Annotated in this window: 6 protein-coding genes, 2 tRNA genes and 3 rRNA genes; 1 reads left to right on the top strand and 10 read right to left on the bottom strand. The window is 55.7% G+C overall.

The window, feature by feature from the left end:
* Positions 1-13: 13 nt before the first annotated feature.
* The 3 genes from OPV09_RS06230 to OPV09_RS06220 form a co-directional block, all read right to left on the bottom strand.
* Entirely contained in the window at positions 14-403 is a 390-nt protein-coding gene (locus tag OPV09_RS06230; protein WP_034756816.1) for a DUF779 domain-containing protein, read from the bottom strand.
* A 54-nt stretch (positions 404-457) separates the two neighbouring features.
* Positions 458-1,978, bottom strand: a complete 1,521-nt coding sequence (gene adh, locus OPV09_RS06225; RefSeq protein ID WP_070301569.1) for an aldehyde dehydrogenase — start codon at positions 1,976-1,978, stop codon at positions 458-460.
* Between the two features lie 252 nt (positions 1,979-2,230).
* Entirely contained in the window at positions 2,231-3,187 is a 957-nt protein-coding gene (locus tag OPV09_RS06220; protein ID WP_338680892.1) for a beta-propeller fold lactonase family protein, read from the bottom strand.
* A gap of 203 nt (positions 3,188-3,390) precedes the next feature.
* Between OPV09_RS06220 and OPV09_RS06215 the strand changes: the two genes are divergently transcribed.
* Positions 3,391-5,529 carry a TonB-dependent receptor gene (locus tag OPV09_RS06215; RefSeq protein WP_338680891.1) on the top strand — a complete coding sequence of 713 codons (2,139 nt, stop codon included), beginning with the start codon at positions 3,391-3,393 and terminating at the stop codon, positions 5,527-5,529.
* Positions 5,530-5,586: 57 nt separating this feature from the next.
* Here OPV09_RS06215 and OPV09_RS06210 read toward each other — a convergent pair whose 3' ends face one another.
* The 7 genes from OPV09_RS06210 to OPV09_RS06180 form a co-directional block, all read right to left on the bottom strand.
* Positions 5,587-6,420, bottom strand: a complete 834-nt coding sequence (locus OPV09_RS06210) for a transporter substrate-binding domain-containing protein (protein WP_338680890.1) — start codon at positions 6,418-6,420, stop codon at positions 5,587-5,589.
* Positions 6,421-6,445: 25 nt separating this feature from the next.
* A complete protein-coding gene (pedF, locus tag OPV09_RS06205; RefSeq protein ID WP_034756828.1) occupies positions 6,446-6,931 on the bottom strand; it encodes a cytochrome c-550 PedF in 486 nt (161 codons plus the stop codon).
* A 210-nt stretch (positions 6,932-7,141) separates the two neighbouring features.
* Positions 7,142-7,254 (bottom strand): 5S ribosomal RNA (gene rrf, locus OPV09_RS06200).
* Positions 7,255-7,392: 138 nt separating this feature from the next.
* Positions 7,393-10,268 (bottom strand): 23S ribosomal RNA (locus tag OPV09_RS06195).
* A 262-nt stretch (positions 10,269-10,530) separates the two neighbouring features.
* Positions 10,531-10,606: transfer RNA gene (locus tag OPV09_RS06190), tRNA-Ala, on the bottom strand.
* Positions 10,607-10,618: 12 nt separating this feature from the next.
* A tRNA-Ile gene (locus OPV09_RS06185) sits at positions 10,619-10,695 on the bottom strand.
* Positions 10,696-10,795: 100 nt separating this feature from the next.
* Positions 10,796-12,326 (bottom strand): 16S ribosomal RNA (locus OPV09_RS06180).
* Together the 16S, 23S and 5S rRNA genes with 2 tRNA genes alongside form the textbook arrangement of a ribosomal RNA operon.
* Positions 12,327-12,760: the final 434 nt, after the last annotated feature.

The following is a 12,760-nucleotide window of genomic DNA, read 5'->3' as shown; positions in this document are numbered from 1 at the left end:
GTATGTGTGTGTATCAAGTCTTGCGGTGCTCATGCGGCTGGGCATGCAGCAAGGCGCACTCTTCATCGGTGAACAGGCGCGAACGCGTCAAGAAGCGCTTGCCCGTGCCGTTGTCGAGTGAAAACATGCCGCCATTGCCATCGACCACATCGATAATCAACTGGGTATGCTCCCAGTACTCGAATTGCTCGAGTCCCATGTAGAACGGTGTACCATTCAAATTGCCGAGATAGATGTCGGTGTCGCTGACATCGAACTCGCCCAGCGCGTAGCACATGGGCGCGCTGCCGTCGCAGCAGCCGCCCGACTGGAAAAACATCAGCGGGCCGTGACGCTGGCGCAACTTGTCCATCATTTCCAGTGCCGCATCGGTGGCGACCACCCGGGCAATTGCTGCACTCATGGCATCCCTTTCTGCGCGCCGCGCCTGGACGACAGGCGCGGCGCGTGTACCGGTTTAGAAGAAGCCCAGCGCTTTCGGGCTATAGCTCACCAGCAAGTTCTTCGTTTGCTGGTAGTGATCGAGCATCATCTTGTGGTTTTCGCGGCCGATACCCGATTGCTTGTAGCCGCCGAACGCGGCGTGAGCTGGATACAGGTGGTAGCAATTGGTCCACACGCGGCCCGCCTGGATGGCGCGTCCCATACGGAAGGCGCGCGAACCGTCGCGCGTCCACAAGCCGGCACCCAGGCCGTACAAGGTATCGTTGGCAATCGCCAGCGCGTCGGCCTCATCCTTGAAAGTGGTCACGGACACGACCGGTCCAAAGATTTCTTCCTGGAAGATGCGCATCTTGTTGTTGCCCTTGAACACGGTCGGACGCACGTAGTAACCGCCTTCCAAGTCGCCCGCCTGCGTGTTGCGCTCGCCGCCGGCCAGCACTTCGGCGCCTTCCTGGCGGCCGATGTCGAGGTAGGACAAGATTTTTTCCAGCTGCTCCTGAGACGCCTGCGCGCCGATCATGGTGGACGAATCGAGCGGATTGCCCTGCTTGATGGCGGCCACGCGCTTCAGGGCGCGTTCGATGAATTTTTCGTAGATCGATTCCTGGATCAGCACGCGCGATGGGCAGGTGCACACCTCGCCCTGGTTCAGCGCGAACATGGCAAAACCTTCCAAGCACTTGTCGAAATAATCATCGTCCGCATCCATCACGTCTTCAAAGAAGATGTTCGGCGACTTGCCGCCCAGCTCCAGGGTGACGGGAATCAGGTTTTGCGCGGCGTAGCCCATGATCAAGCGGCCCGTGCCTGTTTCGCCCGTGAAGGCGATCTTGGCGATGCGCTTGCTCGACGCCAGCGGCTTGCCCGCTTCCAGGCCGAAACCATTGATGATGTTCAGCACGCCCGGCGGCAGCAAATCGCCGATCAGCTCGATCAACACCATGATGGACGCCGGCGTCTGCTCGGCCGGTTTGAGCACGACGCAATTGCCGGCGGCCAGGGCTGGCGCCAGTTTCCACACAGCCATCAGAATCGGGAAATTCCATGGGATGATCTGGCCCACGACGCCGAGCGGCTCGTGGTAGTGGTAGGCATAGGTTTCCGCATCGATTTGCGCGACGGAACCTTCTTGCGCGCGGATGCAACCGGCGAAATAACGGAAATGGTCGATGGCCAGCGGAATGTCGGCATTCATCGTTTCGCGGATCGGCTTGCCGTTATCGATGGTTTCCGCCGTGGCGATCAGGCTCAGGTTCTGTTCGATGCGGTCGGCGATGCGGTTCAGGATATTGGCGCGCTCCGCAGGCGAAGTCTTGCCCCAGGCATCCTTGGCGGCATGGGCCGCGTCCAAGGCCAGCTCGACATCTTCCGCCGTGGAACGGGCGATTTCGCAAAATGGCAAGCCCGTGATCGGTGTGATGTTAGGAAAGTATTCACCTTTTACCGGGGCAACGAATTTGCCGCCGATGTAATTGTCATAGCGTTGTTTGAAGGGATTGGCTACGCCCAGTTTGCTGATGTCTGCGAGATTCATGTCGTCCTCTATCGGGTTAATTAGAATGGAATTGCTGTAATTAAAATCAAACGTCCTGGTACAGATGGGGTGAGTACACGGAGTCTTCCGCAAATGCCGTGCCAGCTCGGCATCCCACTACAAACTTAGCCGCTTTTACCCTTGTTACAAGGGCGTAGCGTCAATACCGGTGTGCTTTTCAGCGCATGCCCGGGCTTGCGCCGCTGCACAATGGAACAGGTGTACCAGACTGGAACACCTGTTCCTGTGCCATTAGCGAATCACCACGCCCCATGGCAATTCACCTACAGCAATATCGGCCACCTTGCGCGCGCTGGCCGTGTCGATGACGGAAACGCTGTTCGAGCGGCCATTGGCCACATACAGCTTGGCGCCATCGGGCGTGATGGCCATGTTCCATGGGCGCTTGCCAACGGGAATGGTGGCCGTCACCTCGTTGCTGGCCGTGTCGATCACCATCACCGTGCCATCGATACCGTTCGAGACATACACCTGCTTGCCGCTGGGATGGACCACGATGCCGTTTGCATTCTTGCCAGCGGGAATGGTGGCAACCGCCTTGCGCGCGGCCATGTCGATCACGTAGACGGCATTGACCAGTTCGCACGCCACGTAGGCGCGGCCCGAGTCCGGACTGAAACCGATGCCGCGCGGACGCAGCCCAACGGCGACGGACGCCACCTGGCGGCGCTGCGCCACATCGATGACATCGACTTGTTCGGCCTCTTCCGCGCTGACCAGCAGCCAGCGCCCATCGGGGCTGAAGACGGCATGTTCCGGGTTGCGTCCCTGTACCTTGATATCGGCGAGCAAGGTACCGGAATGGCCATCGAGCAAGGCCACGCTATTGTTTTCCTCGACGGCCACGGCCACGTGACTACCATCTTGCGAGGCGCTAACGCCTTCGGGCGACTTACCCAGCGCCACAGTGCGCACGGGGGTGCCGCCAGCGTTATCGATCAGCAGCAAGGCGCTGCTGGCGGCGTCCGTGACAAACAATTGCCGCCCGGTGGGGTCGGCGGCGATGCCGCGCGGACGCTTGCCGGCTGCAATCTGGCGCACGACCTGGTCGGTCGCCGTGTCGATCACGCTCAAGGTGCCCGATTTTTCATTGGGAACATAGGCAAATGGAGCAGCCTGGAGGGTACTGCTGGCGAGCGCAGGCAGCAGCCAGCACACTTGGCGCAAGCGCGAGAAGAAGTTGGGCATAATCACCTTTCGATGGCAAAACACAGAAAAAGCGCGCGGCATCGGCGCATCTGAACATTGCTGTATGCAAACGCCGTGCCACTGACACGCGTATAATTTCAGCCCACCAATGGAGACATGGCAGGCATATTGCTTGATACACAGATGCAGACCTGCGCCGCGCACGCGACCAAGCAGGCTTTTATTCACATTGGAGAATCCGCATGCAGCACCGTTTCCGCCTGAACACCATCGCCAGCTTGTTTGTCGCCGGCAGCGCTACCCTCGCCCCCCACGTCTTTGCCGCCGAGGCAGCTGCCCCGGCCAACGGGCAACTGATGGATACGGTGGTCGTCAGCGGCAGCCGCATCGCCCATCCCAGCCAGGAAGTGCCGGCCTCGATCGACGTCGTCGACAGCGCCCGCATCCAAGATGGCCAAATCCGCGTCAACGCGTCAGAAGCGCTGGCCGCCGTGCCGGGCCTGGTCGTGCAAAACCGCCAGAACTATGCGCAAGACTTGCAGATCTCGTCGCGCGGCTTCGGCGCACGCTCGGCCTTTGGCGTGCGCGGCGTCAAACTGATCAGCGATGGCATTCCTGCCAGCATGCCCGACGGCCAAGGCCAGGCCGCCACCTTCAACCTCGATACGGCCGAGCGCATCGAAGTGCTGCGCGGACCGTTTTCTGCCATCTACGGCAACCACTCGGGCGGCGTGATCCAGCTGTTTTCCAAGGATGGGCAAAATCCCCCGTCCGTCGAATTAAATGTGGTGGGCGGCAGCTACGGCACCAACAAAGTGGACTTGACGGCACAAGGCCAGGCAGGCGGCATCGGCTACGTGCTCGACGGCTCGCGCTTCCGCACGGACGGTTTCCGCGATCACAGCTCCGCCACGCGCGAACAGGCGTTCGGCAAGATCACCGTCAAGCCCAATGCGGACAGCAAGCTGACCATCGTTGCCAACAGCCTGCACCAAGGCAACACGCAAGATCCGCTGGGTGCCACCTGGGCCACGTTTGCCCGCGACCCGCGCGCTGGCGAAACCGATGCGAGCGACACGCAAAACCCGAAGCGCACCCTGGCCGAGCGCTACAACACGCGCAAGAGCATCGACCACCAGCAAATCGGCGCCACCTATGAACAGTCGTTCGGCGACGACCGCCTGCATGTGATGGTGTATGGCGGCAACCGCGACGTGATCCAGTACCAGGCTTTTACCAAAGGCTTCCAGGCGCCGCCTAGCCATTCGGGCGGCGTGGTTGACTTCCAGCGTGAGTTCTACGGCATCGATACCAACTGGCTACATGTGAACCAGTTGGCAGGCGGCAAGCTGAGCACCACCATCGGCATCGATTACGGCCGCTCCAGCGATGACCGCACCGGCTATGAAAATTACATCGGCAACACGTTTGGCGTGAAAGGCAAGCTGCGCCGCGACGAGCAGAATGTCGTCTCCAGCCTCGATCCCTATATCCAGACGGAATGGCAAAGCGGCCCATGGCTGCTGAGCGCAGGTGTGCGCTACAGCAAGATGAAAGTGGCGGTCGACGACCACTATCTCAGCAATGGGAACGACAGCGGCAGCCTCGAATTCAGCCACACGACACCGGTGCTGGGTCTGCTGTATAAACTGACGCCGAGCGTCAACGTGTACGCCAGCGCCGCGCGCGGTTTTGAGGCGCCTACCTTGAATGAACTGTTTTACTCGGGCACGGGCGGCGGCTTCAATTACCAGCTAAAACCGGCCACCAGCACCAACCTGGAAGCAGGCATCAAGGCGAGAATCGCCAACAACACCCACGTAAACGCGGCCGTGTTCCAGATCAAGACCAACGACGAATTGGTGGTCGACAAGTCCAGCGGCGGGCGCACCAGCTATCGCAATGCAGGTAAAACCTTGCGCCAAGGTATGGAAGTGTCGCTGGACTCAAACTTGCCATATGGTTTCACGGCAAAAGTAGCACTGACCAGCCTGCACGCCGTGTATGACCAGGCGTTTGGCAGCGTGCGCGAAGGCAGCCGTTTGCCTGGCGTGCCCAGCGCCAACCTGTTCGCGGAATTGGCGTGGAAAGATAAGCTCGACCGCTTTTGCGCGGCGCTGGAAAGCGTGGCCAGCAACCAGGTCTACGCGGAAGACAGCAACATCGAAAAACCGGCGCCCGGCTACACGGTGTTCAATGCGCGCTTCAACGCCAAACAAAACGTGGGGAACTGGCGCTTCAAGGAATTTGCCCGCCTGAACAATCTTTTCGACAAGACCTACGTGGGCTCCGTCATCGTCGGCGACAGCAACAAACGCTACTATGAAGCGGCGCCAGGACGCAATTGGCTGCTGGGTGTCAGCGCCCAATATAGTTTCTAAAACTAAAAAGCCCGCGCCTCTTCCGATGCGCGGGCTTTTAAACCAGAGCAAGCTACTTCAGGGCCGCGCCTCCTTCACGCCATACTTCTCAAAGATCGTTTTCAGTTCGCCGCTGGCCGCCATCTCGTTCATGGCTGCCTGCAGCAACTTGGCCACGTCGAGCTGTTGCTTGCTGACGGCCAGGCCCACGGCCCAGCCGGCACGCGGCAAGCGGGCGAACGCCACTTCGCTCAAGGGGAAAGCGGGGTCGCTTTTCAGCACCGATTCGATTTCCGAACGGTTGGCCAGCACGGCGTCGAGCTTGCCCGCCTGCAATTGCTGCAAGGCTTCGGCGGCCGTATCGAAGATGCGCACGTCGTCGCGGTACTTGCCATTGTCTTCGCCCAGCATCAGCATGGCCGCGATCGACACCTTTTCCACGCCGATGCGCTTGCCTGCCAGCGAAGCGACGCCATCAAACTGAGGCACCGCTTGCGCGCTGCGCACCAGGCGCACGGTTTCCACGTAATACGGCGCGAAGATCTCGACCTTGTCGTTGTCAGCCATCAACTTCTTGTCGACCGGCACATGCAGCATCACGTCGGCGGGGCCATAACCGAGATAATGCCCCTTCCACACCATATTGCGCAAATCGTCGTTCAGATTTTCGCCGGCGGGAAATGGCAGCAAACTCAGTTTCAGCCCCAACTTTTTCGCCAGCGCTTCGGCGATGTCGATATCGATCCCTACACCCTTGTCGGAAAACGGCGCGAACTCGTTATATACAGCCACTTTCAGGCTGCCCGACTGCTGCACTTTCTGCCAGTCGGCATGCGCCGGCGCGGCTGCGCACAGCGCCAGGCAAGCGAGCGAGATCATCGCGCGCATGCCCCGGAGTTGAAATGAACGCATGGGACTCCTTCGTGATCGGTTCGACTTAATTGGATTCGCGGCGGGTTTCCAGATAGGTCTTGATGGCCCACATGGCTTCCTGGTTGAACACGCCTTCGAACGGCGGCATGTACACGGCGCCATTGCGCACTTTACCGTGACGGATGGTGGTCAGGTAGTAATTGTCCGTCTCCTTGTAGCAAGCCTGTTTCTTTGTCTCATTCTTGATACCGAAGCAATCGCGGTCCAGCTGGCGCAAGTCCGGCGCGATACCGCCCGAAATGGCTTCGATGCCGTGGCAGCGGGCGCAATTCTGGTTGTAGGCCGAGGTGCCGACCGTCAGAGCCAGCTTGTTGCCGCGATACGGGTTTTGTTCGAGCCACTTGTCGCCCACTTTGGGCAAGCCTGTGGTGTCGACGCCTTGCGGCGTGACGTTGCCATGCGCATAGGCATGCGGCAAGGTCAGCAGGGAAGTGAGGGCGACGGCGCCGGCGGCCGCCATGCCGAGCAGGGTACGAATCGAATAGGTCATGCTGGTCTCCTTGGTTTTTTAGTGAATATCCAAGAAGAGCAAATGCCATGCCATGCCTATATGCCCCGCATCCGGCCGCCCATGTATCAATTTGGAACAGCTGCAACACGTATTTGTGTCACCGCGCGCGTCAGCCGACAGCGCCCAACAAACTATCAGACGTAAAAAAACCCCAACCGGATCACCGGAAGGGGTTTTTTCGAATAACAAGCCTGACGATAACCTACTTTCACACTGGTTGCAGCACTATCATCGGCGCAAAGTTGTTTCACGGTCCTGTTCGGGATGGGAAGGGGTGGGACCAACTTGCTATGGTCATCAGGCATAACTTGTACTGGCGTTTGTCCTCGATGGAGCGACAAAGCCTGAATCTGGAAGAAGCAAAGATTGGGGTAATGACTGGTAGTATCAACACACACGCAACGTTGTACCGTCTTATCCTCTGTACCTGCTAAGGTTATAGGGACAAGCCGTACGGGCAATTAGTACTGGTTAGCTTAATGCATTACTGCACTTCCACACCCAGCCTATCAACGTCCTGGTCTCGAACGACCCTTCAAAGAGCTCAAGGCTCTGGGAAATCTCATCTCAAGGCAAGTTTCCCGCTTAGATGCTTTCAGCGGTTATCTCTTCCGAACTTAGCTACCCGGCAATGCCACTGGCGTGACAACCGGTACACCAGAGGTTCGTCCACTCCGGTCCTCTCGTACTAGGAGCAGCCCCCTTCAAATTTCCAACGCCCACGGCAGATAGGGACCAAACTGTCTCACGACGTTTTAAACCCAGCTCACGTACCACTTTAAATGGCGAACAGCCATACCCTTGGGACCGGCTACAGCCCCAGGATGTGATGAGCCGACATCGAGGTGCCAAACTCCCCCGTCGATATGAACTCTTGGGAGGAATCAGCCTGTTATCCCCAGAGTACCTTTTATCCGTTGAGCGATGGCCCTTCCATACAGAACCACCGGATCACTATGTCCTACTTTCGTACCTGCTCGACTTGTCAGTCTCGCAGTTAAGCACGCTTATGCCATTGCACTATCAACACGATGTCCGACCGTATCTAGCGTACCTTCGAACTCCTCCGTTACACTTTAGGAGGAGACCGCCCCAGTCAAACTGCCTACCATGCACTGTCCCCGATCCGGATAACGGACCAAGGTTAGAACCTCAAACAAACCAGGGTGGTATTTCAAGGTTGGCTCCACGAGAACTAGCGTCCCCGCTTCAAAGCCTCCCACCTATCCTACACAGATTGGTTCAAAGTCCAATGCAAAGCTACAGTAAAGGTTCATGGGGTCTTTCCGTCTAGCCGCGGGTAGATTGCATCATCACAAACATTTCAACTTCGCTGAGTCTCGGGAGGAGACAGTGTGGCCATCGTTACGCCATTCGTGCAGGTCGGAACTTACCCGACAAGGAATTTCGCTACCTTAGGACCGTTATAGTTACGGCCGCCGTTTACTGGGACTTCAATCAAGAGCTTGCACCCCATCATTTAATCTTCCAGCACCGGGCAGGCGTCACACCCTATACGTCCACTTTCGTGTTTGCAGAGTGCTGTGTTTTTATTAAACAGTCGCAGCCACCAGTTTATTGCAACCCTTTCACCCTCATGGAGTAAACCAATCAAGCTACCGGGGCGTACCTTTTCCCGAAGTTACGGTACCAATTTGCCGAGTTCCTTCTCCCGAGTTCTCTCAAGCGCCTTAGAATACTCATCTCGCCCACCTGTGTCGGTTTGCGGTACGGTCTCGTATGACTGAAGCTTAGAGGCTTTTCTTGGAACCACTTCCGATTGCTTCGTGAACAAGTTCACTCGTCCCATCCCCTTGAATTCCGTACCCGGATTTGCCTAAGTACCTTCTATGAGACAGAAACTGACTATTCCAACAGTCAGACAACCTTCCGCGATCCGTCCCCCCATCGCATCATACGACGGTGCAGGAATATTAACCTGCTTCCCATCAGCTACGCATCTCTGCCTCGCCTTAGGGGCCGACTCACCCTGCTCCGATGAACGTTGAACAGGAAACCTTGGGCTTACGGCGTGGAGGCTTTTCACCCCCATTATCGCTACTCATGTCAGCATTCGCACTTCTGATACCTCCAGCATCCTTTACAAGACACCTTCGCAGGCTTACAGAACGCTCTCCTACCATATCTATTGCTAGATATCCGCAGCTTCGGTGACTGGCTTAGCCCCGTTACATCTTCCGCGCAGGACGACTCGATCAGTGAGCTATTACGCTTTCTTTAAATGATGGCTGCTTCTAAGCCAACATCCTGACTGTTTTAGCCTTCCCACTTCGTTTTCCACTTAGCCAATCTTTGGGACCTTAGCTGGCGGTCTGGGTTGTTTCCCTCTTGACGCCGGACGTTAGCACCCGACGTCTGTCTCCCAAGCTCGCACTCATCGGTATTCGGAGTTTGCAATGGTTTGGTAAGTCGCAATGACCCCCTAGCCATAACAGTGCTCTACCCCCGATGGTGATACTTGAGGCACTACCTAAATAGTTTTCGGAGAGAACCAGCTATTTCCAAGTTTGTTTAGCCTTTCACCCCTACCCACAGCTCATCCCCTAATTTTTCAACATTAGTGGGTTCGGACCTCCAGGGCGTGTTACCGCACCTTCATCCTGGCCATGAGTAGATCACTTGGTTTCGGGTCTACACCCAGCGACTGATCGCCCTATTCGGACTCGATTTCTCTACGGCTTCCCTATTCGGTTAACCTTGCCACTGAATGTAAGTCGCTGACCCATTATACAAAAGGTACGCAGTCACGGAACAAGTCCGCTCCTACTGTTTGTATGCACACGGTTTCAGGATCTATTTCACTCCCCTTCCGGGGTTCTTTTCGCCTTTCCCTCACGGTACTGGTTCACTATCGGTCGATTACGAGTATTTAGCCTTGGAGGATGGTCCCCCCATATTCAGACAGGATGTCACGTGTCCCGCCCTACTTGTCGTACGCTTAGTATCACCGGTCCGATTTCACATACGGGGCTATCACCCGCTATGGCTCCTATTTCCAGAGGATTCTGTTATCGGTCCGACTATCACGTACAGGCTCTTCCCATTTCGCTCGCCGCTACTTTGGGAATCTCGGTTGATTTCTTTTCCTGCAGCTACTTAGATGTTTCAGTTCGCCGCGTTCGCCTTGCATACCTATGTATTCAGTATGCAATACCCTAAAAGGGTGGGTTGCCCCATTCGGAAATCTGCGGATCAAAGTGTGTTTGCTCACTCCCCGCAGCTTATCGCAAGCTACTACGTCCTTCATCGCCTGTAATCGCCAAGGCATCCACCATGTGCACTTATTCGCTTGTCCCTATAACGTTAGCCTCTGAAGACCGAAGTCATCAAAGAGCGCTACAGGAATAAGAAAGTACAACGTTGTTGCTTGTTTGTTGATACATACAATCATTACCCATCAAGTCGCCTCATGCATTGCTGCACGCATAGACTTGATCAATAAATAATCTTTACTTCTTCCAGATTGTTAAAGAACGAAACAGCTTTGATCGCTAAAAGATCAAACCTAAACCACAGTCTTGTTGACCGGCTTACGTTTGCACTTTCGAGTAAAACTTTGGTGGAGGATGACGGGATCGAACCGACGACCCCCTGCTTGCAAAGCAGGTGCTCTCCCAGCTGAGCTAATCCCCCGGGAATTTGTACTGGTAGGGCTGGTTGGACTCGAACCAACGACCCCCGCGTTATCAACACGGTGCTCTAACCAGCTGAGCTACAGCCCCAACGCGGAACTACTACGACTACTGTTTCTTCTTCATTTAACAGCCGATAAGTGTGAACATTTGATGCGTGAATCATTTACATGATTCGTGCAAACTCTAGAAAGGAGGTGATCCAGCCGCACCTTCCGATACGGCTACCTTGTTACGACTTCACCCCAGTCACGAATCCTACCGTGGTAAGCGCCCTCCTTGCGGTTAAGCTACCTACTTCTGGTAAAACCCGCTCCCATGGTGTGACGGGCGGTGTGTACAAGACCCGGGAACGTATTCACCGCGACATGCTGATCCGCGATTACTAGCGATTCCAACTTCATGCAGTCGAGTTGCAGACTACAATCCGGACTACGATACACTTTCTGCGATTAGCTCCCCCTCGCGGGTTGGCGGCGCTCTGTATGTACCATTGTATGACGTGTGAAGCCCTACCCATAAGGGCCATGAGGACTTGACGTCATCCCCACCTTCCTCCGGTTTGTCACCGGCAGTCTCATTAGAGTGCCCTTTCGTAGCAACTAATGACAAGGGTTGCGCTCGTTGCGGGACTTAACCCAACATCTCACGACACGAGCTGACGACAGCCATGCAGCACCTGTGTACTGGTTCTCTTTCGAGCACTCCCCAATCTCTCGGGGATTCCAGCCATGTCAAGGGTAGGTAAGGTTTTTCGCGTTGCATCGAATTAATCCACATCATCCACCGCTTGTGCGGGTCCCCGTCAATTCCTTTGAGTTTTAATCTTGCGACCGTACTCCCCAGGCGGTCTACTTCACGCGTTAGCTGCGTTACCAAGTCAATTAAGACCCGACAACTAGTAGACATCGTTTAGGGCGTGGACTACCAGGGTATCTAATCCTGTTTGCTCCCCACGCTTTCGTGCATGAGCGTCAATCTTGACCCAGGGGGCTGCCTTCGCCATCGGTGTTCCTCCACATATCTACGCATTTCACTGCTACACGTGGAATTCTACCCCCCTCTGCCAGATTCTAGCCTTGCAGTCTCCAATGCAATTCCCAGGTTGAGCCCGGGGATTTCACATCAGACTTACAAAACCGCCTGCGCACGCTTTACGCCCAGTAATTCCGATTAACGCTTGCACCCTACGTATTACCGCGGCTGCTGGCACGTAGTTAGCCGGTGCTTATTCTTCAGGTACCGTCATTAGCAAGAGATATTAGCTCTCACCGTTTCTTCCCTGACAAAAGAGCTTTACAACCCGAAGGCCTTCTTCACTCACGCGGCATTGCTGGATCAGGCTTTCGCCCATTGTCCAAAATTCCCCACTGCTGCCTCCCGTAGGAGTCTGGACCGTGTCTCAGTTCCAGTGTGGCTGGTCGTCCTCTCAGACCAGCTACTGATCGATGCCTTGGTAGGCTTTTACCCTACCAACTAGCTAATCAGATATCGGCCGCTCCACGAGCATGAGGTCTTGCGATCCCCCACTTTCATCCTTAGATCGTATGCGGTATTAGCGTAACTTTCGCTACGTTATCCCCCACTCTAGGGTACGTTCCGATATATTACTCACCCGTTCGCCACTCGCCACCAGAGCAAGCTCCGTGCTGCCGTTCGACTTGCATGTGTAAGGCATGCCGCCAGCGTTCAATCTGAGCCAGGATCAAACTCTTCAGTTTAATCTCTGTTACTTTGCCGTTTTACCGGCACCATCATTGCTGACGGGTCGCTCACTCAAAAAACTGACAGGCTACTTCCGAAGAAGTATCCTATTTCATTATTTCTTGTGAACATTTGATATTTTAAGTTTTACAGCGATCCGAAGATCGCTGCTGCACTTACATCAAATGCCCACACTTATCGACTGTTAATTGTTAAAGAACTGTATTCGGTACTGCTTTCGCGCCATCGACAAAGCGTTGTGTTTGTCAGCTGCGAAGAAGGAAGAGTATGAAGCGTTTGCAGCATTTCGTCAACCTTCTTTTTTCACTCTGCTTTACTCGGCATTTGCATGCGTCGTTCAGCGAGGGGGCGAATTATAGCCCTGCCCCGCACACCTCGCAAGCGCTAATTTGCAGTTGGGCAAATATTGCTGTGTGATATCGTAGTGCCA

The sequence above is a fragment of the Janthinobacterium sp. TB1-E2 genome (assembly GCF_036885605.1).
Lineage (GTDB): Bacteria > Pseudomonadota > Gammaproteobacteria > Burkholderiales > Burkholderiaceae_D > Janthinobacterium > Janthinobacterium aestuarii.
Note: the sequence above shows the minus strand (reverse complement) of the source record. Positions and strands in the feature narration are given on the sequence as shown.

Coding starts and splice junctions, on each gene's coding strand:
- OPV09_RS06230 (WP_034756816.1), bottom strand. CDS start 403: ATGAGTGCAGCAATTGCCCGGGTGGTCGCCACCGATGCGGCACTGGAA.
- adh (WP_070301569.1), bottom strand. CDS start 1,978: ATGAATCTCGCAGACATCAGCAAACTGGGCGTAGCCAATCCCTTCAAA.
- OPV09_RS06220 (WP_338680892.1), bottom strand. CDS start 3,187: ATGCCCAACTTCTTCTCGCGCTTGCGCCAAGTGTGCTGGCTGCTGCCT.
- OPV09_RS06215 (WP_338680891.1), top strand. CDS start 3,391: ATGCAGCACCGTTTCCGCCTGAACACCATCGCCAGCTTGTTTGTCGCC.
- OPV09_RS06210 (WP_338680890.1), bottom strand. CDS start 6,420: ATGCGTTCATTTCAACTCCGGGGCATGCGCGCGATGATCTCGCTCGCT.
- pedF (WP_034756828.1), bottom strand. CDS start 6,931: ATGACCTATTCGATTCGTACCCTGCTCGGCATGGCGGCCGCCGGCGCC.